This window comes from Stenotrophomonas sp. 82F1, from assembly GCF_056861525.1.
This window is the reverse complement of the sequence record NZ_JBSPUD010000003.1, coordinates 111,603-136,866: the sequence shown is the minus strand read 5'-3', so window position 1 is coordinate 136,866 and position 25,264 is coordinate 111,603. Positions and strand designations below refer to the sequence as shown.

Annotated in this window: 25 protein-coding genes; 9 read left to right on the top strand and 16 right to left on the bottom strand. The window is 64.7% G+C overall.

Annotated features, from left to right (window positions below; all coding sequences use genetic code 11):
• Nucleotides 1-95 precede the first annotated feature (95 nt).
• The gene (locus AC13GI_RS05005; protein ID WP_482995807.1) at nt 96-2,849 is read right to left on the bottom strand and encodes a UvrD-helicase domain-containing protein; all 2,754 of its coding nucleotides are present in this window, start codon (nt 2,847-2,849) and stop codon (nt 96-98) included.
• Nucleotides 2,850-3,041: 192 nt separating this feature from the next.
• On the opposite strand from AC13GI_RS05005, the gene AC13GI_RS05000 reads away from it, so the two are divergent.
• Complete coding sequence (locus AC13GI_RS05000; RefSeq protein WP_482995692.1) at nt 3,042-3,776, top strand: hypothetical protein; 735 nt, start codon at nt 3,042-3,044, stop codon at nt 3,774-3,776.
• A gap of 476 nt (nt 3,777-4,252) precedes the next feature.
• Nucleotides 4,253-4,618: a hypothetical protein gene (locus tag AC13GI_RS04995; protein WP_482995691.1), complete on the top strand. Its 366-nt coding sequence runs from the start codon at nt 4,253-4,255 to the stop codon at nt 4,616-4,618.
• 115 nt (nt 4,619-4,733) lie between these two features.
• Here the strand turns inward: AC13GI_RS04995 and AC13GI_RS04990 are convergent, their stop codons facing one another.
• Nucleotides 4,734-5,093: a helix-turn-helix domain-containing protein gene (locus AC13GI_RS04990; protein ID WP_482995690.1), complete on the bottom strand. Its 360-nt coding sequence runs from the start codon at nt 5,091-5,093 to the stop codon at nt 4,734-4,736.
• A 97-nt stretch (nt 5,094-5,190) separates the two neighbouring features.
• Between AC13GI_RS04990 and AC13GI_RS04985 the strand changes: the two genes are divergently transcribed.
• The 3 genes from AC13GI_RS04985 (at nt 5,191) to AC13GI_RS04975 (ending at nt 7,829) form a co-directional block, all read left to right on the top strand.
• Complete coding sequence (locus tag AC13GI_RS04985; RefSeq protein WP_482995689.1) at nt 5,191-5,484, top strand: hypothetical protein; 294 nt, start codon at nt 5,191-5,193, stop codon at nt 5,482-5,484.
• Between the two features lie 129 nt (nt 5,485-5,613).
• A complete protein-coding gene (locus tag AC13GI_RS04980) occupies nt 5,614-6,477 on the top strand; it encodes a Smlt3025 familytype IV secretion system inhibitor (protein ID WP_482995688.1) in 864 nt (287 codons plus the stop codon).
• A 26-nt stretch (nt 6,478-6,503) separates the two neighbouring features.
• Nucleotides 6,504-7,829 carry a Smlt3024 family type IV secretion system effector gene (locus tag AC13GI_RS04975; RefSeq protein WP_482995687.1) on the top strand — a complete coding sequence of 442 codons (1,326 nt, stop codon included), beginning with the start codon at nt 6,504-6,506 and terminating at the stop codon, nt 7,827-7,829.
• 47 nt (nt 7,830-7,876) lie between these two features.
• Here the strand turns inward: AC13GI_RS04975 and AC13GI_RS04970 are convergent, their stop codons facing one another.
• The 7 genes from AC13GI_RS04970 to AC13GI_RS04940 form a co-directional block, all read right to left on the bottom strand.
• The gene (locus AC13GI_RS04970; protein WP_482995686.1) at nt 7,877-8,254 is read right to left on the bottom strand and encodes an EF-hand domain-containing protein; all 378 of its coding nucleotides are present in this window, start codon (nt 8,252-8,254) and stop codon (nt 7,877-7,879) included.
• A gap of 29 nt (nt 8,255-8,283) precedes the next feature.
• Nucleotides 8,284-8,682, bottom strand: coding sequence for a hypothetical protein (locus AC13GI_RS04965; protein ID WP_099820679.1), 399 nt, complete (start codon nt 8,680-8,682; stop codon nt 8,284-8,286).
• Between the two features lie 90 nt (nt 8,683-8,772).
• Nucleotides 8,773-10,737, bottom strand: coding sequence for a MacB family efflux pump subunit (locus tag AC13GI_RS04960; RefSeq protein ID WP_482995685.1), 1,965 nt, complete (start codon nt 10,735-10,737; stop codon nt 8,773-8,775).
• The gene (locus AC13GI_RS04955; RefSeq protein ID WP_482995684.1) at nt 10,734-11,924 is read right to left on the bottom strand and encodes an efflux RND transporter periplasmic adaptor subunit; all 1,191 of its coding nucleotides are present in this window, start codon (nt 11,922-11,924) and stop codon (nt 10,734-10,736) included. Before AC13GI_RS04955 ends, AC13GI_RS04960 begins: the two co-directional genes overlap by 4 nt.
• Nucleotides 11,925-12,059: 135 nt before the next feature.
• On the bottom strand, nt 12,060-12,482 hold the full coding sequence (locus tag AC13GI_RS04950; RefSeq protein WP_482995683.1) for a hypothetical protein: 423 nt from the start codon (nt 12,480-12,482) through the stop codon (nt 12,060-12,062).
• A 329-nt stretch (nt 12,483-12,811) separates the two neighbouring features.
• Nucleotides 12,812-14,152 (bottom strand): sensor histidine kinase, encoded by a 1,341-nt coding sequence (locus tag AC13GI_RS04945; RefSeq protein ID WP_482995682.1) that lies wholly within the window; start codon nt 14,150-14,152, stop codon nt 12,812-12,814.
• Nucleotides 14,152-14,826 (bottom strand): response regulator transcription factor, encoded by a 675-nt coding sequence (locus AC13GI_RS04940; RefSeq protein ID WP_482995681.1) that lies wholly within the window; start codon nt 14,824-14,826, stop codon nt 14,152-14,154. Before AC13GI_RS04940 ends, AC13GI_RS04945 begins: the two co-directional genes overlap by 1 nt.
• Before the next feature lie 209 nt (nt 14,827-15,035).
• On the opposite strand from AC13GI_RS04940, the gene AC13GI_RS04935 reads away from it, so the two are divergent.
• Nucleotides 15,036-15,317, top strand: a complete 282-nt coding sequence (locus AC13GI_RS04935) for a hypothetical protein (protein WP_033831436.1) — start codon at nt 15,036-15,038, stop codon at nt 15,315-15,317.
• Nucleotides 15,318-15,380: 63 nt separating this feature from the next.
• Here the strand turns inward: AC13GI_RS04935 and AC13GI_RS04930 are convergent, their stop codons facing one another.
• Entirely contained in the window at nt 15,381-17,522 is a 2,142-nt protein-coding gene (locus AC13GI_RS04930) for a TonB-dependent siderophore receptor (protein WP_482995680.1), read from the bottom strand.
• Nucleotides 17,523-17,595: 73 nt separating this feature from the next.
• A complete protein-coding gene (locus AC13GI_RS04925) occupies nt 17,596-18,240 on the bottom strand; it encodes a TetR/AcrR family transcriptional regulator (RefSeq protein ID WP_099820673.1) in 645 nt (214 codons plus the stop codon).
• A gap of 82 nt (nt 18,241-18,322) precedes the next feature.
• Here AC13GI_RS04925 and AC13GI_RS04920 point away from each other — a divergent pair, with 82 nt between their 5' ends.
• Nucleotides 18,323-19,858, top strand: coding sequence for an FAD-dependent monooxygenase (locus AC13GI_RS04920; RefSeq protein ID WP_482995679.1), 1,536 nt, complete (start codon nt 18,323-18,325; stop codon nt 19,856-19,858).
• A 38-nt stretch (nt 19,859-19,896) separates the two neighbouring features.
• On the opposite strand, the gene AC13GI_RS04915 is transcribed toward AC13GI_RS04920, so the two are convergent.
• From AC13GI_RS04915 to AC13GI_RS04895, 5 genes are all read right to left on the bottom strand, one after another.
• Nucleotides 19,897-20,145 (bottom strand): hypothetical protein, encoded by a 249-nt coding sequence (locus AC13GI_RS04915; protein ID WP_482995678.1) that lies wholly within the window; start codon nt 20,143-20,145, stop codon nt 19,897-19,899.
• Nucleotides 20,146-20,272: 127 nt separating this feature from the next.
• A complete protein-coding gene (locus tag AC13GI_RS04910; protein ID WP_482995677.1) occupies nt 20,273-20,542 on the bottom strand; it encodes a hypothetical protein in 270 nt (89 codons plus the stop codon).
• Between the two features lie 112 nt (nt 20,543-20,654).
• Complete coding sequence (locus AC13GI_RS04905) at nt 20,655-21,128, bottom strand: hypothetical protein (RefSeq protein ID WP_482995676.1); 474 nt, start codon at nt 21,126-21,128, stop codon at nt 20,655-20,657.
• A 90-nt stretch (nt 21,129-21,218) separates the two neighbouring features.
• Nucleotides 21,219-22,430: an MFS transporter gene (locus AC13GI_RS04900; RefSeq protein ID WP_312704295.1), complete on the bottom strand. Its 1,212-nt coding sequence runs from the start codon at nt 22,428-22,430 to the stop codon at nt 21,219-21,221.
• Between the two features lie 78 nt (nt 22,431-22,508).
• Nucleotides 22,509-22,961: an HD domain-containing protein gene (locus AC13GI_RS04895; protein WP_482995675.1), complete on the bottom strand. Its 453-nt coding sequence runs from the start codon at nt 22,959-22,961 to the stop codon at nt 22,509-22,511.
• A 122-nt stretch (nt 22,962-23,083) separates the two neighbouring features.
• Between AC13GI_RS04895 and AC13GI_RS04890 the strand changes: the two genes are divergently transcribed.
• Together AC13GI_RS04890 and AC13GI_RS04885 are read left to right on the top strand one after the other, a co-directional pair.
• Nucleotides 23,084-23,341: a hypothetical protein gene (locus tag AC13GI_RS04890; protein ID WP_099820666.1), complete on the top strand. Its 258-nt coding sequence runs from the start codon at nt 23,084-23,086 to the stop codon at nt 23,339-23,341.
• Nucleotides 23,342-23,378: 37 nt separating this feature from the next.
• Nucleotides 23,379-25,058: a type IV secretory system conjugative DNA transfer family protein gene (locus AC13GI_RS04885; protein ID WP_180167416.1), complete on the top strand. Its 1,680-nt coding sequence runs from the start codon at nt 23,379-23,381 to the stop codon at nt 25,056-25,058.
• The last annotated feature ends 206 nt before the right edge of the window (nt 25,059-25,264 follow it).

Below are 25,264 nucleotides of genomic sequence, written 5' to 3'. Positions count from 1 at the left end.
CTTTTTCGTTGTCGCCGCAGTTGCGCGCCATCGAACCGTCAGATCAGCATGCGCCCCTGAGAAGTGCATGCACGCGTGGATGAGGCCGGATGCGCTTACACACGAAAACCACCTTTCGGCTTGCTATGGCACGACGGATAACTGGAGCAGGACCTGAACGCCCCATGCGGCCCATTTCGGTCCACAAACACGCCCACCTTGCACACCGGGCAGCGCTCTTCGTGGATGGCCGCGCCTGAAATCGCGGTCACTTCCACCGCGCCGTCCTTCACCAGCTCATCCAGGAACGGCGAGTGCTTCCCCTGCAGGGTGAACATCACAACCGAGCGCCGTGCGCGCGTCAGTGCCACATAGAACAACCGCCGTTCTTCGCTCAGCGGGTGGCTATCGCCATCTGGCATCGCCAAAGAGAGCACCGGATCATCCGATCGTAGGCTCGGGAAGCCTCGATTCACCATCCCCGGCAGGATCACGTAGTCCGCCTCGCGCCCCTTTGAACGGTGCGCCGTCAGGAACTCGACGTCCATCGTGCTGCCGAAGGCCGTCTTCCAATCCGAAGGCACTGCACCGCGATCTGCGCGATACCGCCCCAGAACAAAGACAGTCACGCGCCCGTTGCGGCCCTGCGGAACCGCGCCGGACAGCAGTTGCTGATGCAGCGTGGACAGGTACTGGCGAACACCATCCTGCACCTCCTCACGCCGGTTCATCTGGAACGCCTGCAGCACCGGGCCCATTGCCGGCGCAGCAGAACGAACCGTCTTGGCAATCTGCGCCGGATTGCGGCTGATGAAGCGGCTGGAGATATCGCACAGTGCCTGTGGGCAGCGGAAAGTCTGCTCCAGTTTCAGCACCTGGCCGTGCCCCATCCATTCGCGGAAACCGGTCATCACTGAGACATCGGCGCCGGCGAAGCGGTTGATCGACTGCCAGTCGTCGCCTACGGCAAACAGATAGCGGCCCGGGCGGTTGACCAGAGCGCGGCACAAGCGGGCGCGGGCGCGCGAGGCGTCCTGGAATTCGTCGGCCATCACCAGTTCGTAGGGCGATTCATAGTGGCCCTGTTCCAGCAGCCCGGCGGCCATGTTCAACATGTCTTCGAAGTCGATGCTGCCCTCGTCGGCCAGCGCGTCATCCCACGCCTGGAACACGGGCCCGGCGATTTCCAGGAAGCGCCGGTAACGCTCCTTGAACTGATCTTCGGGCATCTGCCGCAGACGCTCGGCCATGTCTTCCAGGCTCAGGCAGTTGCTCTTGGCGTGCGCAATGAAAGTGCGCATCAGCCCGATCAGATCGGCATCGGGCATCGGCTTGGCGCCGGTATCGGGTAGTTCGCGGTCCGGGTTGGGGTCCAGCTCGATGCGTGATTCGCCCAGCCGTTCCGATAGGTGGTGCAGGGCCTCGCCACTGCGCAGCCCGAACGAGGTGGTCTCGACCAGCGCGGTACCGCGTGCGGCATGCTGCTCGCGTTTCCAGCGCACGCCATCGGCGTAGTTGTCGAAATGCTGCGGCGGCTGGCCGTCGGCATCCAGCGCGAAGTGCTCGTGATACAACTCGGCGTCCGGATAATAGAAGTCCGGGCGATATTGGCGATGGGTATCGGTGGCGGTATCGAACTCGTAGCGCCGCTCGTAGTCGTAGGCCACGCCGTTGTAGAACAGCCAATCGGCAATCACGCACTCTTCCAGGCTCTTCACCCGCTCACCCTGCAGGGTGCGGATATAGGGCGTGCCATCTCGGTCGTAGCCATCGGCCAGCATCTGCGTACCCAGCGGCGGCAGGTCGCGCCCGAATACCAGTCGGAACATGTCCCACTGGGTGCGGAAGTGGGTCGAGCGGTCCTTCAGGTCGTCCACCAGCTCGGCCAGCTTGTTGAAGCCCAGTGCTGCTTCGACGGCCCATTCGGGAATATCGGGCTTGCGCCCCGTCGCCTTGGCGATGATGGACAGGCCAAGCGCATGGAAAGTGCGCGCCTCCACTACGGTATCGCCCATGCCCAGCCGCTCGAAGGATCGCTGTGCCCGATCTTCCAGCTCTTTGGCGGCATCCTTGTTGAACGCAAGCATCACGATGCGCTCGGGGGCCACAAAGCCACGGTCGATGGCATAGGCAGCCTTGGCCACCATCGTGGAGGTCTTGCCGGAGCCGGCTGAGGCGACCACCTGCACGCGGTTGTCGAAACAGATGACCGCGCGGGCTTGTTCTTCGGTAAGCGGCTTGCTCTCCACCTGGTGCAGGAAGCTCCTGGCCAGCACCAGCTCGCGCGTTGCCATGGTCGCGTTGGCCTCGGCCCAGACGGCCGGCCAATCCAGTTCCCAGTCGTGCAGGGCATCCAGCGCGGCACGGTGGCTGTGTGCGTGCAGGTCTTCGTGTACGGCGTCATCGAGGAACAGCTGCCGCAGCTCGGACGGCTGCAGGGGCAGGGCGGGGCGCTCGGCCAGCAGTGCTTGCTGCTGTTCGTGGGTGATCCAGCGGCGGTCGGCGCTGGCGCGGTCGGTCAGGGCGTCTGCCTCGGCCAGCCAGCAGTGGATCTGCGCGAGGATGTCTGCAAAGAGTGCTTTGCGACCGCGGGTCGTGCAGGTAAACAGGACCTGCTGCACGGCGGCCGAAAGCTGTGCGGCCTGGCGGTTGGGCAGGCCATCGACGGACACCGTGTGATCGTCTTCAGTCTGCAGCTCGACCCGGGCCCAGAACAGACCCGGAATGACCCGCACCCGCGCAACATTGTCCACGTGCTGGCGGTAGTGCTTGCCGCCAATGCGAATCTCGACGTATTCGCCTTCCAACCGCAGCAGCCAGTGTGCTGAACGGGTCAAACGCTGGCCCCAGCCCGAGGGGCGCCATTCCATAGACATCCGGAAACTGCCTTGCATACGTCATTGGGCGTAAAGTGCCCTTACGGGCCAATGATAAGCGGGCTTGGTGTCGCGTGTGGCCTGTACCGCCTCCGCCTGAGCGCATGCAGGCTTGCGCCGGGTTAGCGTGGGGCCCGCAACTCGAACTCGCCGCCGCTCAATGGATGCAACCCAGGAAGGATTCCCATGTCGAGGCTGATGCAGCATGTCCCGCGCCGAACCCGAGCGTTGGCCGTGGCGCTGTTGGCCGCAGCACTACCCGCCGCCGCGCAGGCGGCCGTCCCATCATTGGCGTGTGGTCTCTGGGCGGAAGAGGCTGACGGGACCTGGGACGCCGTGCGCTATGTGGATGGAGCCACCGGGGCTACGGAATCGCGCGACACCTATCAATGGACATCGAAGCCGGTCTCCTTCGGGACCGGTACCTTGTTCAGCTGGAACCTGACCTACCACTGGCCGCGTGATGCGACCCGTCAGAAGGCCGTTCCCGAGCGCGACGTGGTTGTGGGCATGGAGTTCCGGTTCAACGCGAAGGAGATCGGCCAGCCACTGAAAGACCCAGGGCATACGTGGATTCATCTGTACCGTTCCGCCGATCCGGCCAGACGGTTCTCGGTCCACTCCACCAGCCTGACCAACACCATGGACTGGACGCGCCTTCAGGATGGAAGCCTGTATGGGCGAGCGTTGTTGTCGCTGGACACGGTGCTGGCATTTGGCACGGACTTGGATGCCCTTGTCTGGAACATCCGTCGTGGTCCCGATCCGCTGGGCGTGACCCAGTCCGAGTTTGCGGGCGCGCTGCCCGTGTCAGCGATGCGCGGCAAGATGGCGCGGGTTCCGCAACTACGCGTAGCGCTGGACCGCAAGGCGGCGAACTTCCGCAGTGAATGCAAGGCACCCATCATGGTGGGGCAGTAGTGACCGTGGCCATGCCGGCTGCGCGCCCGTAGCGGCCTGTCGCGAAATGCAACGGGGCGCGATATGCAGGATGGCGGCGCTTCGGGCAATTCGATCGTCGTGATCGGCCATGCCGCGGGCGACGGTCGGCTGCTCCGGTGCGTGCGCTTCGTCACGGCTCCAGTACGCAGAAGGCCCCGGCTGTCGCAGGCTGCACACAATGCTGTTTCTGCCTCTTCTCAGCGCCGGACGACGCACGAATCATGGCTCCGCCAAGGCACCCGCCCTGGCCGGGATTGGCGTCCCGAACTTACGTATCACTACGGAGCGTGTTGCAGCCGAAACTGCAATCACGACAATGCACCGTCGGCCAGTCCATGGCGGACGGTGCGTGGGGATCTCTCGATCCGCCGGCTTTAGTGGTACGTATCCGGCACGCCAACCCGCACCGTCCGCCACCTTGCATCTGCAGGTGGCCACACTGTGAGGTTGCCGCCATGCCTGACCTGCTTCCCGACTATCCCCGTCTGCACGCGCTGCTCGGCGATGCCGTGCGCGATCTTCCCAATGCTCTCGCCGAAAAGATGGAAGACGCACTCAGCGATGCCGCCGAGTCCGTGCCGCCCTCGGCTTTCTTCACGTTCCTACAAGGCCACGGCAAAGGCCGCCGTGCTGATGGCGCGCCCTGGACCGAATTCCGCCTAACACCCGGCCGCGCATTCGATCTGGCCTTGGCGACCCGTAGCGCCTCGGGCATCACCGCGCTCACTGCCATGTTGCACGCCGCACATGTGGCCCGGGAGAACGACGAGCCGGGCTTCTATCCGTCGGCGGCGCTGGTCGATGGGCTGTTTGATGCCTGAGAAGCGCTGTCGCTGCAGGTGGAGCGCTGTCTCGACCCTTGATTCACAGGTGCGCCGCAACGGGAAGGGTGGGGACTTCCAACGTGGTCCCCATGCCTGGGGTTCAAGCGTCGTGCTACTCGCTGTCGCTTTCTGCTTGATCTGCGACGCTCGACCGCTTCGCGCGCTCTTTCAATTCAGTCGCCAATCGTCGCTGTTCTGCGTGCGGCATCCTGGCGGCGGCGAGAATGACATTGGCCAGTACATCGCTATCGGCCAATAGATAGGCGAGAGGAACGCCCAGTTCGGCAGCCATCTTGCCGGCAGTGGCAAAGTCCGGCTCCGACGTGCCCTGTTCGTAGCGTGTCACCCGGCTGGACACCACATCCTCAGACAAGCCAATGCGCCGGCCCAGCTCGCGCTGGGAAATGCCCATCGCCAAGCGCGCTTCTTTGAGGCGCTTGGTGAACTGGTCGCGGAGAGGTGTGGGGGACATTACCCGCCTGGGCGCATCCTGTAACGGTCTACAGGATGGCAATCGACCCACACTTCGTATGCTACATTATTTGTAGCATCATAGGGCGAGGTGGGGCATGAAGCTGTCTTCGCGGCCAGCGCCGCCTGGCAGCACAACATCGACAATCTGCCTTGCCTGCGGATACCGCGGCCCGATGGCCATCCGCAATGGCCGCGGGCATTGGTCTGGCTCCGGGTGGACATTCACGCTTCTCGCGCTGCTTGGCGGTGCAGTTGGTTTCGTATTGATGGGCGTCACCGGGATGCTGGCCATGTCGATACTGATCGGCATTGTGGGTGCACTCGCGGTCCGCCCGGCATCTGCCTACCACTCCTGCCCGCAGTGCCACGTCGAACTGCAGTGGCGTTGAATGCACCATCCGGCACGACGATGGAGGTGCGTAGGAAAAATCTGATCGTGGGCAGGTAGTGATGACGTTCCTGTCCCGTTGATCGGCCTTTGCCTATAGTGGGTCCAAACCCCGCAATGGAATGGCCCGATGCCCTCGATGTCCTCCGGCCGGTGCCTGGCACTCGCAATCGCCGTCGCTGTGAGCGCCAGTGCCTGCGCACGACCGCCATCCACCGAACACGAAAGGAATCACGCCATGCCTGGCGCAACGCAGACCGGCCGCACCCTAAACGGCCACACCTACACCGACGCGCCCGTGGATGTGAAGTTGGGGCCAAATACCTTCCGTATCCCCGCCAACTATCTGGACAGCCAGATTGCGCCATGGCCGGGTGAAGGCGTTTCGCTGGTCATTGAATGGCCGGACATGACGCCAACCGCACCGGGGGCCCGGGCCAATCCCCGTACGAATGATTTCCGCAAGGAGATCGCGGTGGCGGTGAACTACATCGACAGGATTCCAATCGAAACGTCGCTTGCCCGACTGTCGTCCAACGAGGCCCTCACCGAGGAGGGATCGGTGGAGCGAGGTGATCCACGGGCACGCCTGGACCTGCGTATTGCCCGGTCACCGACACTGGGACTGATCCCGTATGCCATCGATGAAGAGAAGATGGCACGCTACTCGAAGGACTACGAAGCACGCTACGGCAAGCCTCCTGTTCGCAACCCGGCCTATGAGGATGACTGGTACGTTGCGCGTGATGACGCTGGTCAGCTCACAACGTTCGTGAAGTGCGAAACCACCCGATTCCGGGGTGATGGCGTGCGCCTGGAAGGCGATCAGGTCGTCGACCTGGAAGACCCGGTCGCGGCGGGGTGTACGCACTATTTCGTGGATGTCGAGAACAAGCTTTCGATCACCTTGAACTACAAGCGGGTGTTCTTGAAGGACTGGAAGCGCATGGAAGATGCGGTACGTGATGTCCTGGTACGCACCAAGGCCAGGTGATCTGAAGACACGTCAAGGAGTAAGTCATGGGTGGACTGACCCAGAAGGACATCAGGATCCTCACTGCCTATGCGGATTCGGGCAATCGGGAGCTCTACTGGAACTATCTATCGCAACTGCCAGGTGCAGACGGGTATGGAACGCTGGCGTTGGGCGTTGTGCGCAACGACAGCCTGCCTGGGCGGGTGGCAAACAGCTACGCACAGGAACATGCACGGACGCAGCACGACGATGGTTCACGCTTCCCCAATGCGGTGTTGAGTGAACGGCAATGGGAGGCGTTCGGACAGAGTCTGCTCAAGCAGGACCTCGTGTTGCGGCAATACTGGTCGCAGCAGCAGCGCCCGGAACTTGCCTTGAACCTGCCCGGCAAGGATGTGATGACCGCGCACGACCGTGCGTTCGAGCAGCATCGTCTCGATCCCAACTGCTGGACACCCCGCGTGCTCCTCCAGGCCGCTCTGGAAAAGAGTGGCCCGCAGAAGCTGGAGCAGATCTGGACCAACATGCTCGACAACGATGGCGTAGGGCTTCCGCGGGTGGGAAGTACCAGCCGCGATGCGTTCACCCAGATGGGGTTGAGCAAGGGAAGCCAGTACCTCGGCACGCTGGCGTTCCATGAAGTCACCCAGGCACTGGGCGGCCGCTCTTCGGTCGATCCCAACGTCATCGGCGGCCTCAACGACTACGCGCTGTACTTTGAAAAGGACGGCAAGTGGGCCAGTGTCACCTCCGGCGGCGGCCACAGTTCGCTGCGCGAGATCACCAATCCGACCCGCATCGCTGAACTCAACGATGCGCGGGAAGTCCGCCTGGAGCGGCAGCAGAAGGCCACCCAGTTCCACCCGGAAGACCCGTATCGAACCATCACACGCAGCCCGCTTACTGCGTCGGTTGACGGCGAGCCCGGCCTCCAGCGCGGCGCGACGCGTCTGGCAGATATCGGACCGGGCCACGTCGATTACGGTCTGTTGCAGCAGGTCAGCGGGCATGTCGCCGGCATCGACGCAAAAGCAGGCCGGACTCCGGATGAAAGCAGTGAGCGACTGACCGCCAGCGTGATGGCCCTTGCCCGTCAGAACAACCTGGACCGTGCCGACCATGTGCTGCTCAGCGCGCAGACGGCGGACAACCCTGCTGGCCGCAACGTGTTCGTGGTGCAGGGTGATATCAACGACCCGGCGCACCTGAGGGCTTCCATGCCCACCGATGTGGCGGTGCAGACGCCGGTGGAGCAGTCGTTGCAGCGACTGGAGCTGGCCAGCGCGGAACGGCAGCAGGCCGTGGCGCAACGCCAGCAGCAGGAACTGGACAACCAGGTGCGCGAGCATCCGCAGATGCGCATGGCGTAGTGCGCAGCAGGGCGGAGCAATGGGGGGGTCCCATTGCCCCGCACCGGTCACTTGCCGGGTGCGTCCGCTGTCTGCGCCGCCACCATCGCCTGCTGCATCTCCTTCAGTGACAGATAGCCGTCACCATCGGTATCCAGCCCCGTGAAGTACTTCGCAATTTCCGGCACCACGGTCGCTTCTTCCTTGCTGATCTTCCCGTCCTTGTTCTGGTCCATCGCAGCGAACGCGGCATCGATCGAGTCTGCCTGCTTGCTGAAGCGCGTCTGCTGATAAGCGCTGAATTCGGCCTTGTCGACGCGGCCATCTTTGTTGCTGTCCATCGCGGTGAACGTGGAATCGATATAGGCCTGTTTCGGGTCGGCGGGAGCGGCCTGTGCAAGCAGCGGGGCAGCGCACAGCGCGACCAGCAGGATGTTCTTGTTCATATGCATGTTGTCCGTGAATGAGGGGGGGATCAGCGGCAGGGGTAGGTGTAGCCATTACGATCGCGATAGCTGTCGGTACGGCGGTCGTAGTTGCCGTAGCGGTTCATGCAGTAGTCGGCACGCTCGCGGGTTTCGCGTTCGCGTTTGGCGGCAGCAGCGATCACGCCAGCCACCACGGCCGCACCCACTACGCCCACCACTACGCCTGTGGTCTTGGCGTCGTGGCGCCGCTCACGTTCGCGATCACGCTCCCGCTCACGTTCGCGGCGCTGCCAGTCATCGCGTTCGCGGTCGCGATAGTCCTGGTTCCACTGCGGGTTGTAGCGGTCGCCACGCTGGGCATGGGCGTCGCCGGAGTAGGGCATCAGCACCAGCAGTTGTGCGGCGGCTGCAAGCAGCAGCGCAGTCCTTCCTGTTTTCAGAAACATCGTCCAGCTCCTGTGCGGACATCGTCGGTAGCTGCAGTACACACCGCAGACATTGCGCGAACCTGCCGTCATCGCAGGCAATTGCCACGACTACCGGACCAGCGCTTCCACCGGATCCAGCTGCGCCGCGCGACGTGCAGGAAGGAAGCCGAATCCGATACCGATCAGGCTGGAGCACGCGAATGCCGCAATGATCGAGCTGGCCGAGAACACCAGGCTGAAGCCTACGTCCGCCAGTGCCAGCACCGCGCCCAGCAGCAACGCAACACCAACGCCAAGCACACCACCAAGCAGGCACACCAGCACCGACTCGATCAGGAACTGCTGCAGGATGTCGCTGCGGCGCGCACCCACGGCCATGCGCACACCGATCTCACGGGTGCGCTCGGTCACCGATACCAGCATGATGTTCATCACTCCGATACCGCCCACCACCAGCGCGATGGCGGCAATGGAGCTGATCATCATGGTGAGGATGCCGGTGGTCTGTTCGATCGACTGGCGGATCTGCGCGTTGTTGCTCATGTAAAAATCGGCGCTGCCATGACGGCGCGTCAGCAACCGCGCAATGGCCTCCTCGGCCGCGTCCATACTGATCGCATCGGATACGCGCACGGTGATGCTGGACACATGGCTCTGCCCCAGCATCCGCGCCATCGCCGTGGTGTAGGGCATCCACACCCGTAGCAGCGATGTGTCGCCGGCCGCACCGGCATCCTTCTTCACTACACCCACCACGCGCACCGGTACGTTGCCCAGCAGCAGGGTCTGTCCGATGGGGTTCTCGGCTGCGGCGAAGAAGCGCGCGCGCGTGTTGGCATCGATGATCGCCACCTGCTGGTAGCCCGCCACGCCCGGTGCGCCGAAGAAGATGCCTTCACCCAGCTTCAATCCGTGCACGCGGAAGTACTGTTCACTGACGCCCTGTATCTGCACATTCGCCGAGCGGTTGCCGCGCAGGGCGGTACCGGTGGTGGCGACGCCAGGGGTGGCGCTGTCCACGAAGGGTTGCCCAGCCAGGGCCACGCTGTCGCCCGGCGTGAGCGTCTCCACCCGCGCTGCGTGCAGATCGCCAAAGCCCGAGCCGGGATAGATCTCGATGGTGCTGGTGCCCAGTGAGGAGATGTTGGACAGGATGGCCTGGCGCGCACCCGTACCCAGCGCGACCACCGACACCACCGAGGCAATGCCGATGATGATGCCAAGCATGGTCAGGAAGGTACGCATGCGATGTGCGTTCATGGCGCGCAGGGCCATGCGGAAGGCTTCGGCGAAGCGATCACGCACGGCCTGCCAGCCGCCGCCATCGCTGCGTTGCGGCAGCGCGGTCGGCGCCGCACCCGCTGCCGACGCAGTAGCCGTGGCACGATCATCGACAATCCGCCCATCGCGTATCTCGATGATGCGCTGGGCGTGCTCGGCCACGGCCATGTCGTGGGTCACCAGCACCACCGTGTGGCCTTCGGCATGCAGCTCATCGAGGATCTTCATCACTTCCTTGCCCGACTGTGTATCCAGCGCACCGGTAGGTTCGTCGGCAAAGATCACCGCACCGCCATTCATCAGTGCGCGGGCAATCGACACGCGCTGCTGCTGGCCACCGGACAGCTCGCCGGGCAGATGCTGCATGCGTCCACCCAGGCCCAGCCGCGCCAGCAGTCCAGCGGCCCGTGCGTGGCGCTCAGCGGCGGCCATGCCGGCATAGATCGCGGGCACTTCGACATTGGACAGCGCGGTCAGGTCGGTCAGCAGATGGTAGCGCTGGAAGATGAAGCCGAAGTGCTCGCGGCGCAGTTCGGCCAGCTCGTCGGGCGACATCTGCGCGGTTTCGCGCCCGTCGATCTGGTAGGTACCGGCAGAGGGCCGATCCAGGCAGCCGAGGATGTTCATCAGCGTGGACTTGCCCGAGCCCGACTGGCCCACGATGGCGACCAGTTCACCGGCGCGGATGTCCAGGTCCACGCCGTCCAGTACCACCAGGGTCTGTTCACCGGCGGCGAATTCACGGCGCACCCCGCGTACGCTCAGCAGTGGCTCGCTCTTCGTTGCACTCATCGGGGCTGCGCGGGCGCGGTGGCCGCGTCGTCGCTGGCCTGCGCCAGCACCACCTGCTCGCCTTCCTTCAAGCCGCTGCGCACCTGCGCCTGGATCTGGTCATCCAGCCCGATGGTGATACGCCGCGCCACGGCGCGCCCGTCTGCAGCACGCACCTGCACGGTGTAGCTGCCGTCGCCCGCCCGCGCGCCCAGCGCAGCGGAGGGGATGGTCAGCACGTTGTGGGCGCGGCCCAGCACGATGCGCACCTGTGCGGTCATGTAGCTGCGCAGGCGTCCGTCGGTGTTGTCCACGTCGAACTGGCCGTTGTAGTACATGGCGGTGCGGCTGCCAGCGGACAGTGCGGGTGACGCGAGGCTGGACGTATCTTCGTTGGTGATTGATTCGGGCGCCGGCGCGATGTCGCGCAGGGTGCTGCTGTAGCGGCGGCCTGCATCGCCCAGGATGGTGAAGAAGGCCTCCTGGCCGATCGTGGTGTGCACGACATCGGCCTCGGAGATCTCGGCATAGACGGTCATCACGTCCTGGTTGCCCAGCATGACGATGGTCGGTGCGCTCTGTACCGCGTTCACCGTCTGTCCTTCGCGGGCGACGACCGCCAGTACCGTGCCATCGGTGGGGGCGGTGATGCGGGTGTATTCCAGGTTGGTCTGCGCGATGTCCACGTCGGTCTGCCGCTGCACGATCTCACCGTCCAGTGCGGTGATCTGTTCGCGGGTCGCGTCCACCTTGGCCTTTGCAGCGTCGAAGTCGGCACGCGCGACCAGCTGCGATGCGACCAGCTGTTGCTGCCGCTGCAGGGTCAGTTCGAACTGGCGTAGATCGGTGGCCAGTGCATCGCGGTTGGCGCGTGCGGTGCGTTGCGCCGCCTGCGAACTCAGCAGTGCATTGCGTTGGGTACGCGAATCGATGTCAGCAATCGGATCGCCTGCCTTCACCTTGTCGCCCAGCTTTACGTGCAGTGTTTCGATACGACCGGAGACCTGCGCACCCACGCTCACCAGTCGCGAAGGCTTCAGGGTGCCGGTGGCTTCCACCACCTGTTCGATGTTCCCACGCACAACCGGCGCGAGCTGCAGCGCTGGCGGTGGCGTGGGTCGCAGCCACAGCCAGGCGGCAATGGCGGCGCACGATATGGCGCCAGCAATCATCAGCAATCGGCGGTGTCTGCGCGGTGCAGTGCTCATCGGCACAGCATCCAGAAGAGGGCGGTCATCGGTGGTCCTCGCGGCGAAAGAGATGCACGCGCCGGATGCGGGCGTGGATGGCCGTCGAGTCTCGATGCGTTGGGTTGCGTGAACCTTGCGGCGCTGCCGTGGATTTCAGCCCGCAGCCTTGGCACTGAGCAGCGCCACGGCGATGAACTGCAGCGCGCTGGCCAGCACCAGCAGCGTGCTGCGCAGGCGCTCGGACGTCATGCACACGCTGCAGACCTGGCATAGCGCACCCACCGCCAGCCCCGTGACAGCGAGTGTGCTGGTGGAGTGCGGGTGCACGCCTTGTACCACCGCAGGTGCCGACGCACTTGCCAACATCATCCAGGCGGCATGCTTATCGATGTTGTGCAGATGAGCCGGGATTGGTCGCGATGATGTTGATCGCCATGCGGACAGCGCGTGCAGCGCGCCATGCACGACGATGAAGGACAGCACAGCGCTGGTCATGGACACGAATGCATGGCGGTGCGTGGAAATCACCATCGCGCTGCCAGGCAGCAACAGGAACAGCGCGGCAAATAGACGCATGAGAACGTCCGGACGCGTGGTCTCGGGTATCGCACGCAGCCACTGCGGCCAATGCGGCAACCCGCGCGCACGAGCGGTGCGCGGGCCTCGATTCCACGCCGCTGCCGTCAAGCCGGATGCAGCCGGTGTCGCATGGGTTCGGGCAGCAGAGGAGGGGGGAGGAGTTCCTTCGGTCACGCGCAGGCTTCCTGTCAGGGCGGAACGCGATGGCACCGCAGATGCCATCGGTTCGATGCTGCGCAGCAAACATTGCCGCAACCTTGCCTGCCATTGCCATCTGCTGCGCGTGGACAGGCGGCAGTCACGGATGTGGGGACGTCTTCAGTGTCCTACGGTGACGCAGCGGCGACGCCCGGATGCAGCGGGAATTCCACGCGGATCAATGCGCCACCGCCGGGAGCATCCAGAATCGTGACGTGGCCGCCGTGACGGTTGATCACCTGCCGCACCAGATTCAGTCCCAGGCCTGCGCCGGTCTGACGAGGCCGCAGCCGCTGGAACGGCTCGAACACGCGTTCGCGCTGGTCGACCGGAATGCCGGGGCCATCGTCTTCCACTTCCAGGCAGCTGCCCTGCACCCGCACGATGATATGGCGACCACCATGCTCGGCGGCATTCAGCACCAGGTTGGAGATCACCCGCTCGACCGCGCCGGCCTCACCCAGCACCGGGAAATGTGGCTCCACCGCCACTGCCACGGTCTTGTCCGACTGGATCAGCAGCGGCGCAAGATCGGCCGCCACCCGTTTGGCCACCCGGGCCAGGTTGAGGGTTTCCTTCGGGCCGTCCTCTTCCATGCGGTGAAGGTCCAGCAGCTGCTCGGCCAGCGTCGCCAGCCGCGCGACTTCCACAGCCAGACTGCGCGAGGTCGAATCGTCTGCGGTGTCGATCTTAAGCCGCAGGATCGCGATCGGCGTGCGTAGTTCGTGCGCCGCTGCGGCGATGAATCGGCGCTGCCGCTCGTGTCCTTCATCCAGCCGGCCCAATGCGTCGTTGACGGCTGTCACCAGCGGCGCGATCTCCACTGGCACGGCGGTTTCGGTCAGGCGGATGCCGCGACGGCTGGCCGAAATGTTGCCGGCTTCCTGCGCGATGCGTTCGACACCGGCCAGTGCCCGGCGCACGATGATCGGGGTCAGGATGATGGTAGCCAGCGCCAGCAGCAGGAAGATCGGCAGGGTGATGATGTGCGCGGCCAACGCCATCTGCATGGTCAGCGAATCGGTTTCGCCATGGGCCATGATGGTCAGCTTGCCGGCCGGCCCACTGTGCTGCCGTACCACCACCGCCAGGCCATCGCTGCGATCACGCCCGCGCAGGTCGCCATAGGGGATGCCATCGAGGGCGCCGACCAGCGAGGCATAGGCCGGTGGCACATGGCCGAAGGTGACATGGTGCCCATGCTCGTCCTCGGCGATGAACCACGCACCGGGGACGATCTTCAGCAGTTCGGCCAGCTCCGGCGTGTGCTGCACGTACAGTTCACCATTGCGGTCGCGGTGCACTGCCTCGGCGGCTACTGGCGCGAAGGTCTGGATGGTGTAGTAGCCACCGCTGTCGGCACGAACCAGCACCATCAACAGGGCGAAGAAGGCCACCAGCAAGGCCAGCAGCTGGTAGATCAGTGTCTTGACGATCAGCGGGCGCTTCAACGACGGGCGACGCGCCATCACTTGCTTTCCCGCATCAGATAGCCAACCCCGCGAATGGCGTGGATCTCCACACCGGCATCGGCATCGGCCAGCTTGCGGCGCAGGCGCGAGACGTGCGAATCCAGCGTGTTGGAATGGATGCCGTCGTCGAAGCCATACACCGCCATCTCGATGGATTCGCGCAGCACGGTGCGGCCCAGGCGTCGAGCGAGGGCGGCCAGCACCCGGATCTCGCGCCGCGGCAGCTCCAGCCGCTGGCCGCCCACACTGGCCTCGCCCGAGGTGGGGTCGAACACCAATCGGCCGATGCTGATGGACTCCACCTGCAATCCGCTTGGGCGACGGCCTGCCGCCCGGATCCGTGCGAACAGTTCCTCCAGCGCGAAGGGTTTGGCAAGGTAGTCATCGGCCCCTTCATCCAGACCGGCAATCCGGTCCGGCAACTGGCCCAGCGCGCTCAGCACGATGATCGGCACCCCGGGATTGTGCTCGCGCAGCAGGGAAATCAACGCCAGGCCATCGCCATCGGGCAGGGTCCGGTCCAACAGCACCAGATCGTGCAGCCCGCACAGAGCCGCCTCCCGGGCCAATGCCAGCGTGTTGGCCAGGTCCACTACATAGCGCTCACGCTGCAGGGCAGACTTGAGGGTGGCGGCCAGTTCGGCTTCGTCTTCGATCAGCAGGATGTGCATCAGCAGGGCTTGGGGCAGGGAGGGGCCACAGAGGGCGGTTCGGCACGCGCCGGCACCGTATTACAGGAACATTGCGTGAACATGGCGTGCCTCCGTATCTGCCGGAAGGCCAGGAGGATGAGGTGAAGCCGAGAGGCAGGCGCAAGGTTCACGCAATCCAGGCGCTCCAGCCTTGGCGCCCTTCGCAGTTCCCATCCCCTGGAGTCACCATGAAGTTGTTTGTTCCGCTGCTGTTCCTCGCCACGCTCACCGGTTGCACCACCGCCAAGATGACCGTCACCCCCGACGGCCGCCGTGGCGTTTCCATCGACTGCAGTGGCTCCAGCTCCTGGAGCGGGTGCTACGAGAAGGCCGGGCAGATGTGCCCGGGTGGCTACGTGGTCTTCAGCAAGGATGGCGATGAGGGCAACGCCATTGCGGTGGGCAACAAGAACGGCTTCACCTCCACGCAGATGGCCACGCGTTCGATGCTGGTGTCCTGCTCGGGCTGATGCCGGCCGGGGAGGTGGCCATTGCACCTCCCTGGCGCGTTGCTCAAAGGCGCTGGCCTAGAACTAGAAGCTGTAGCCAGCCTGCACATACACCCGGCGCGGCTCGCCCGGGAAATGGCCGTTGCGCTCGATGAAGCCGCTGGCCGCGTACACCTTGTCGAACAGGTTCTTGATGTTGGCCTGGAACTGCCACTGCTTCCACGTGGTTTTCCAGCTCATATCGAACACCGTGTAGGGCTTCACCCGTTGGCCATCCAGGCTGATGCGCTCATCCACGTAGTCGGCACCAAAGCCGACGGCCGAACGGATCGCGGGCAGATCGTAGCGTGTCCACACGCCCAGCTTGTTGCGCGGTGCATTGGCGAAGCGGTCGCCAGAGGCATTGGTGATGCCGTTGGGCCCCGCGTCTTTCACCCGCGCATCGTTGTAGGCGTAGGTCAGGTTCAGCACCCAGCGCTCGGTCACGTCGGCCAGAAGATCCAGTTCCATGCCGGTGCTGCGCACCAAGCCCAACGCCGCCAGCTGGTTCACGCCATTGATGACCTCGCCAGTGGCCTGCACGATGTTGCTGCGGTCGATGCGGTAGGCCGCCAGGTTCAGGCTCGCGCGTTCGGCCAGCAGCGATTTCATGCCCACTTCCCATTGCCTGCTGCGCTCTGCATCGAACGGTCCACCTGCCGCGGAGTTCTGGTTTGCTGCTGACTGCGGTACGAAGCCGCTGGCCACGTTGGCATACAGGTGCAGACCATCGCGCACGGTGAAGGTACTACCCAGCCGCCAGCTGATGTCGTTGCCGTCCACGCTGCTACCGGCGATGCGGTCGTCATCCTTGAACCCATCCCAGCGCAGGCCGGCCAGCACGTGCCAGCGCGGGGTCAAGGCAAGCTCATCCTGCAGATACCCGCCATAGCGCTTGCTGCGTGTGCTGGTGCTGCGCCAGGGCAGCGCAGACAGGTTGTAGTCGTGCCAGGTACTGGCGCCGTACACCGGGTTGAACAGATCGATGCCGCGCACCGGGCCGGCGCCGCGGGCGAGGTCGGCGCTGTTGGCCGTCTGCGCGGTGAATTCCGCATCCAGCTGGTATACGTCCGCGCCGAACAGCACCTTGTGTTCGATCGCACCGGTGCTTGCCCGCCACACCGCGTTGGCGTTGGCGGTGAACGCCTCGTTGTCGCGGATCTGGTTGCGCAGCTGGCGGGTCATCCATTCGGCCACGCCATCGCGGTCGCGGTCGATCAGGCCCATCGGCTCGTGATACATCTGGTGCTCGTTGTTGCTGAACCAGCGTGCGGCGACGTCCACGTCCAGGTCGTCGCGCGGCGCGAAGCGGTACTGCGCCAGCGCAACCTTGGCCCGCATGTCCAGGAAATCGCTGTCCTCGTTGTGGTTCCAGCGGCGGTCGGTCAGGAAATTGCCCTTGTCGTCGACCGGCACACCGCGCAGGCGGTTACCGCCCAGATTCTGGGCAATGTCGGTGAACTGCAGCACCAGCTCGCCGGTGTCGCCCACATCGAAGGCCAGCGAGGCATCGCCGATCACGCTTTCACTGTCGGTGTTCCAGCGCACGCCCTGCTCGTTGTCGCCATACAGGCCGGCGCGGTAGCGCACCGTGCCGGCTGCGTTCAACGGCCCGGTACCTTCGATCGAGCCGGCGCGGAAATCCCTGTTTCCCACCTGCAGTTCAACGCGGCGTTCGGCAGTGGCCTTCGGCTTGCGGGTCACATAGTTGATGACGCCGCCAGCGTCGCCACCACCGTACAACGCGCCGGCCGGCCCCTTCAGCACCTCCACCCGCTCGATGTTGAACAACTGCGGTACCGAGAAGCCCGCATAGGGATCGCCGCGGAGGCCGTCATACAGCACGTTCTCCTGACGGAACCCACGCAGGGTCACCCCGGCATAGCTGAAGTAGCTGATGCCGCTGATGCTGCGATAGAGATCGGTCACCTGGCGTGCGGCCTGGTCGTCGATCAGCTCGCGCGGCAGCACCTGGATGGACTGCGGCACGAGTTCCAGCGGGGTATCGGTACGGGTGCCGACAGCGGCATCATCTACCTGGTACAGCGTCTGAGCGCGCCCGCGCACCTCCACCTTGTCCAGCTCCTGCACGCTCCTCCACGGAGCGTCGGCGGCATAGCCTGTAGCAGCGAAGGCCAGTGTCGTGGTGAGGCACAGAATGCTCTGGCGGGGCAGGAGATGGGGCATGGGCGTTGTCGATGTGGCTGCAAATGAGAAAGATTAGCATTTGCGACGACCCGGTACCCATCCCCCGATTGCGCTATGGACACGAGGACGGGTCCGTATAGGGCGTACCGGCCAGTGCCACCAGCGTCCCCGTGGCGCCGCGCACGATCAGCGGCACCATCGCCTGCCGCGGATCGCCGCCGTCCGACAGCACGCGCAGTCCCTGTTCGTAGGCGGTCACCATCGACGCCATCAGCATCGATGCACCCAGTCGCGCGTCGGCATCCTCGACGGGTCGCCCCGCAGACTCAGCCATCAACTGTGCCAGGTCATCGGTCAGCAGCGCCTGCAGCTGCCGCGCATGGGCCACCAATACCGCGCTCTGCGCCACGGTTTTCCAGAACGACGCTGCACCGGCATTGATCCGCAGCAACGGATGGCCGGTGTCCAGCAGTTCCCGCACCAGCGCCTGGAAGGCGGCCAGCGGCGTCATGGATGCGCGCGCGGCCATGCCGTCACGCAGCAGCTGTCGCGCTTCCTCATCGCGGTCGAACACCAGCTGTTCCTTGCTGGCGAAGTAGTTGAACACCGTCTTGCGCGACACCCCGGCGGCGTCGGCGATCTCGCTCATCGACACTGCCTCGAAGCCGCGCTCGATGATCAGCCGGGTGGCGACGTCGGAAATCGCCTGTCGGGTCTCGGCTTTACGTTGTTCACGGCGGCCGGGCGGCGGGGTCATGGGTGGTTCACTTGTGGAAACGTACACCGAGTGTAACATTGTCACCGCCAGAGCGCCGACCCGGTGCTCACGAGGATTTCCAATGCGGTACGACGTCGTCATTGCCGGGGCTGGCCCGGTTGGGCTGTTGCTGGCCTGCGAACTGGGCCAGGCGGGATGCTCGGTGCTGGTGCTGGAGCAGGCGGCCTCGCCGGAGTCGCCGCTGAAGCGCCTGCCGTTCGGCCTGCGTGGATTGAATGCCCCCACACTGGAGGCGCTCGACCGGCGCGGCCTGCTGGATGTCGTCGCTGCGGGCCAGGTGCTGAAGCCGGAGAAAGGCCCGCCGCCGCCCGGCACCGCGCATTGGTTGTCGCAGCCGCGCAGGCTGGGTGGGCACTTCGCTGGTATCCCGTTCGCGTTGGACAACGTCGACAGCGGTCGCTGGCCTTGGCGCCTGCCCACCCCGGTCGGCACGCAGATGGCGGTGGAGCTGCAGGCGCTGGAGGCCGTGCTGGCCGAGCGCGCACAGGCGCTGGGCGTGCTGATCCTGCGTGGTGCGGGCGTGCAGGACGTGCGCTCGGGTACCGATCAGGTCCAGGTCGAGGCAGGCGGGCAGTCCTTTCGCGGGCGCTGGCTGGTCGGCTGCGATGGTGGCCGCAGCACCGTGCGCAAGCAGTGCGGCTTTGCCTTCGGCGGAACCGATCCGGAGTTCACCGGCCACTCGCTCAGCGTTGAGCTGGAAGATCCGGCGGTACTCATCCCGGGGCGTCACACCACCGCGCAGGGCATGTGCAATTTCAATCCGCCGGGCACCATCGCCCTGGCCGATTTCGACGGCGGCGCAGGCCATCGCCAGCCACTCGACCGCGATACGGCGCAGGCGCTGCTGCGCCGTATCTCCGGCCGCGACGCAACGATCACCACACTGCACCTGGCCACCACCTGGACCGATGGCGCACGGCAGGCCACCGCCTATCGTCGTGGCCGCGTGCTGTTGGCCGGCGATGCCGCGCATGTGCATTCACCGCTGGGCGGGCAGGGGCTGAACCTGGGCCTGGGGGATGCGATGAATCTTGGCTGGAAGCTCGCCGCCGTCGTGCGCGGCGACGCAGATGAAGCGCTGTTGGATACCTATCAGGCCGAACGCCATCCGATCGGCGCCCGCGTGCTGGAGTGGTCGCGCGCGCAGGTCGCACTGATGCGCCCAAGTGCGGGCTCGCGTGCACTGGCTGCCATCGTGGCCGATCTGGCAGAAACACGTGATGGCGCCACGTATCTTGCCGAGCGCGTATGGGGTGTGGGCCAGCAGCTGGATCTGGGTCAGCCCCATCCGCTGGTGGGCCGCAGCACACCGGATTTCCTGCTTGCCGATGGTCGTCGCATGGGAGAGCTGCTGCGGGCAGGGCAGGCGGTGCTGCTGGTGTTCGATGCTGCTGCCTCGTTGTCCGCGGCGGTTGATGTCGAACGAGCCCGCATCCTGTCCATCGCGCAGCCGGCTGTGGATTCGCTGGGCCTGTCCGCGCTGCTGGTTCGTCCGGACGGCATTGTCGCCTGGGCCAGTGATGGCGCCGATGCGACGGGACTGGCGCAGGCCGTACGGCAATGGGGGTGCCCCGTTGGCAGGGAAGCGATTGCCTGAGTCCCGGCGCAGCCCGCACAGGGCTGCGCCGCCCTCTTTCAGAGCTCCTTCTTCTTCCCGCTCAGGTCCAGCGGCTGGTCGCTGCCTTTGCGCTCGCTCGACCAGACCTCAACGCTCTTGCTGCATCGGCTTTCGCGGGCGGCAACCTCCGGCGGCAGGTCCTTCACATGCGGCGACTCCTGGCAGGCGGCATGCATGGCCGAATCATCATAGGTGGCACAGGCGCTGACCGAGGCGAGTGCAAGAACACCGAGGGCGGAGCGGAACAGGGGCTGCAGGAGGCGCATGGGGGTCTCGGGAAGGGGCTGGTCTGGCCATCGAATTCAATCCGTGACCCGGCGCACGCGCAATCCGACTGGCAGCACTTGTTATTGAATGACAAGTGTGGGAATGCTCGGAAGCTGCCGCTGCCGCTCAGGCAATGCAGATCAGGAACACCGTCGACAGCACGAGCATCAACACGAACACGCGCCGACTCAGGGCCAGGCAGGTCAGGCAGGCCGCCAGCGCCCAGGCCGCCAGCAGCACACATCCCAGCAACCACAGCCCGACCGTCATCATCGAGCCGGCCGCTGCGGCAGACAAGGCAAAGGCCTTGAACAGCGCCACGCCCAGCACGCTGCCCAGCGCGCCGGCCCGCAGGGCAATCGCATCGTGGCAGGTGGGGGAAATCTGGCGGTGCATGAGGGTTGTGTCGCGCGTGGGGAGCTGGCGTGCGCAACTCTGCAGCAAGGCGGATCTACGCCGCGTGTTTGTCAGCCTGCAACGTGGTTACCGCGCGCGCAGCGCGGTCGCCTCAGTCGAACTCGCCGTCCGCCGCTTCCAGGCGACGCCGGTATTCGGCGCGGTGCTTGAACAGCCGCTGGCACTCCTCCGAGCGATGGATGCGACTGCCAGGCTCGTTCGCCACGGAGTCGCACATCTTGGCGATATGGTTGTTCCCGGCCAGTTCCATCACGAAGAACACCGCGGTGATGCCAGCACCCAGCAGCACCACATACAGCAGGCGGCTGAGCCAGCGTGAGCGCTTGCGTTCGAAATGCTGTTGCAGCGTCAGGTCGAAGCGGATGATGCTCAGCACGATCCAGACCACGCTGACGAGGAAGCACAGCGTTGGCAGCAGCCCACGCCAGAGCCCAGCCTCGTAGACCGATTCGTTGTAGTGCACCGCCGCGCCGGCACCGGCGATGGCGATGGCCAACGCCCAGTTGCGGCCCAGCGAGAGCAGGTCATCGAGCAGCTTCTCGCGTCTATGGGGAGTGACTGCCACGGAGCATCCTTGAGCAAGACCCTCGGCCGCAGGTTGCGGCCGATCTGCGCAGATGGTGCGGCATCATCGAAGCGTTGAGAAGCTGGGCCTTCAGCGGCTGCCGGCGACAGCGGCCTTGCGGTTCTTCTCCAGCATCACCGACACGCACCACAGCAGCAGGCCGCCGACCGCAGTCGCCGCACCCACGTAACCGGTGGTGGCCGGGCTGAAGCCGGCGCTGATCGCCATGCCGCCCAGCCACGGGCCGAGCGCATTGGCGGTGTTGAACGCCGCATGGTTGGACGCGGCGGCGAGGGTCTGCGCTTCACCGGCCACGTCCATCAGGCGGGTCTGCAGCACCGCAGCCAGGGCGCCCATCGTGCCCACGGTGATGATCATCGGGCCGATGGTCCACACCGATTCGGCAGCCAGCGGGTACAGCAGCAGCATCACGATCGACCACACCAGCACCACGGCGGCTGCCTTGAAGTGGAACTTGTCGACCAGCCAGCCGCCGGCGATGTTGCCGATGATCGCGCCGATGCCGAACACGCCCACCGCCAGCGGCATCCACGATTCGGCCACGCCGGTCACCTGCACCAGGGTCGGCGCCAGATAGGTGAACACGCAGAACATGCCGGCAAAGCCCACCGCGCCGATCGACAGCGCCAGCCACACCTGGGTGGTGTTGAACGCGCGCAGCTCGCGCATCGGCGAGGTCCGCACCTCATCGGGGTCGGGCAGCAGGAAGCGCGCGATCATCGCCACCGTGGCGATGGCCAGCACGCTGACCAGGGCGAAGGCGGTGCGCCAGCTCAGCTGCTGGCCCAGCCAGGTGGTCAGCGGATTGCCGATCAGGATTGCAACGGACAGGCCGAGCAGCACGCGCGACATCGCCTGGCCGCGCTGGCCGGCCGGGCTGATCGCTGCGGCCACCAGCATCGCTACGCCGAAGTAAGCGCCATGCGGCAGGCCGGCGACGAAGCGTGCCACCAGCATCGTGCCGTAGTTCGGTGCCAACGCGCTGGCCAGATTGCCGACGGCGTAGAAGCCCATCAGCGCCAGCAGCAGCTTGCGGCGCGGGAAGCTGGCGCCGACGAAGGCCAGGATCGGTGCACCCACCACCACGCCGATGGCGTAAGCGCTGATCAGGTGGCCGACCTGCGTTTCGCTGATCGACAGGCCGCGGCTGATCTCCAGCATCAGGCCCATGCTGGCGAATTCACTGGTGCCGATGGCGAAGCCGCCCAATGACAGGGCGAGGATGATCAGGGTGCGCTGGCGCGGCGTCAGCCGAGCGGCCAGAGGGGAATTGGGGCTCATGCGGGGGGCGCAAAGGGGCGGGGAAGCGCCACATTGTACTGCTGCACCGCAGCAGGCATCAGCCAGGCTGGGGGTAAATCAGTGTTCGATGGATGATGCCGCCCGCGCTGGCTGCTGGCCAAGCGCCGCCAGGGCCTGTCGGTATTTGTCGCGCAGGCGCTCGGCGGTGGCGGCATCCAGTGACGCCAAGCGCGCTTCATCGGCGTTGTCGGCGATATCGGCCAGCTTGACCTTCAGCGCCAGCGGATCCGCCGCTATCCGCGCGTAGTACGTGGCGGCATCCGCCGCAGACGTCCTGCTGAGCAACCGCACCGCATGCTGCAACGGGTCTGGGAAGGCGTTTACCTGCTCAGCGAAGGCAGGGCAGTCCTCGACCACATCATGCAGCCAGGCCACCACCTCGGCGTCATCATCGCCACGCACGGCAGCAGCCACCCGGCCGACGTGGCAGATGTAGGGCTGTCCTGCCTTGTCGACCTGGCCGGCATGGGCCTCCATTGCCAGCGTGCGTGCGCGTGCCACCCAGTCCATCGCGATCTCTCCGTCCCGAGCGTGTATTGTCGTACGGGTCGTGTGCATGCCGCCACCACGGCCGTGCAGGCATCATCGGACGCTGCAGGAATGGCATCTGGATTCCATCAGGGAGATGAGACATGCAGGAATACACCCATCAGCTGGAACTACGCGGCCGCTTCCGTCTGGTAGCGGTGACCCACGAGCCGGTGTACGCTCCCGGCGATGTGGTCGGCCATGCGGTCATCGTCGACGATGGGGAGCGTCTGACCGACCTGATGTCGTTGGCCGATGCGCGCCGGTACCTTGAGGAACTGGTGCGGGAAGAGGGTGTGGAGCCCGGGCTGGAGAATGAAGTCAACCTGCGGAAGAAGGCGTCGCAGCGACGCCGCCGCTAAGCCGTCGCGCCCATGGGGCGCATCATGGAGGATTCGGGTGTTGTCCAGTAAGAAGTATCTGCTCATCGCCATCATCACGCTGGCAACCCTGCTGCTCGGGTTCGTGCTTTCCGGTTACCTGACGCTGCTGCTGCTTGGTCTGGATACCAAGCTGCTCACCTGGAATACCTATTACCAGTATTTCCACGCCATCGGCCAGCCGCAGGTTGCCCCGTTCGTGGGGAAGATCAAATGGGCCGGTTACCTCGGCTTTGGTCTGCCGCTGCTGGTGCTGGCCATCGTCGGCCTGGTCGTGCTGTTGAAGAAGGACAAGCGCTCGCTGCACGGTGACGCGCGCTTTGCCACCAGCGCCGATCTGGCCAAGCATGGCATGTTCAAGAAGAGCGGCCAGAGCATCGTGGTCGGCAGCCATGGCGGCAAGCTGGTGCGGCTGGACGGCCAGCAGTTCGTCATCCTGGCCGCCCCGACCCGCTCGGGCAAGGGCGTCGGCGTGGTCATCCCGAACCTGCTGGAGTACGGCGAATCACTGGTGGTGCTGGACATCAAACAGGAGAACTTCGACCTGACCAGTGGTTGGCGCGCCAGCCAGGGCCAGGAAATCTACCTGTTCAATCCGTTCGCCGAAGATCGCCGTACCCATCGCTGGAACCCGCTCAGCTACGTCTCCGACGACCCGGCGTTCCGGGTGTCGGACCTGATGAGCATCGGTGCGATGCTCTATCCCGACGGTTCGGAAGACCAGAAGTTCTGGATCAGCCAGGCGCGCAATGCCTTCATTGCCTTCACCCTGTATCTGTTCGAGAACTGGGATGACGAGCGCAGCAGCGGTTTCCCGGGCGGGCAGGGCACGCCAACCCTGGGCGCGGTCTACCGCCTGTCCTCCGGAGATGGCAGCGATCTGAAGAAGTTCCTGAAGAGCCTGTCCGAGCGTCCATTCCTGAGCAGCAACGCGCGCTCGGCGTTCGCCAACATGCTGTCCCAGGCCGACGAGACCTTCGCCTCGATCCTGGGCACCTTCAAGGAACCGTTAAATCCCTGGATCAATCCGGTGCTGGACAAGGCCACCAGCACCAACGACTTCCTGCTCACCGACGTGCGCAAGAAGAAGATGACCATCTACATCGGCATCCAGCCCAACAAGCTGGCCGAAAGCCGATTGATCATCAACCTGTTCTTCAGCCAGCTGATCAACCTCAATACCAAGGAACTGCCCAAGTCCAATCCGGACCTGAAGTACCAGTGCCTGCTGTTGATGGACGAATTCACCTCGATCGGCAAGGTCGAAATCATCGCCTCGGCGGTGTCCTACATGGCCGGTTACAACGTGCGCCTGCTGCCGATCATCCAGAGCATGTCGCAGCTGGATGCCACCTATGGTCGTGAAGTCTCGCGCACGATCATTACCAACCATGCGCTGCAGATCCTGTACGCCCCGCGCGAACAGCAGGACGCCAATGACTATTCGGACATGCTGGGCTACACCACCATCCGCAAGAAGAACGTCACCCACGCGCGCGAGAAGACCCATAGCTTCACCGAGGAGCGCCGCGCGCTGATGCTGCCGCAGGAGCTCAAGGCGATGGGGCCGGACAAGGAGGTCTTCCTGTACGAAGGCATTCCGCATCCGGTCAAATGCGACAAGATTCGCTACTACAAGGACCGCTATTTCACGTCACGACTACTGCCAAAGGTTGACGTGCCGATGCTTGATGTCTAAGTTGCAGACATGAAAGTGTGACGGATGCACGCATTCATTGAAGTGAATTAGTGAGGCACGTCAAAGAAACGCCATACGTTGGTCAAAATTCAGATTTGTCTGACATCGAATTGACGCGTAGTTGTGCGACTCTATGCGTGGCTTGCGAATCTGTGTGATTCGTCATGCTTTCAGAGTGGCCAGGAGTTTCAGCCATGGGAGCAGGG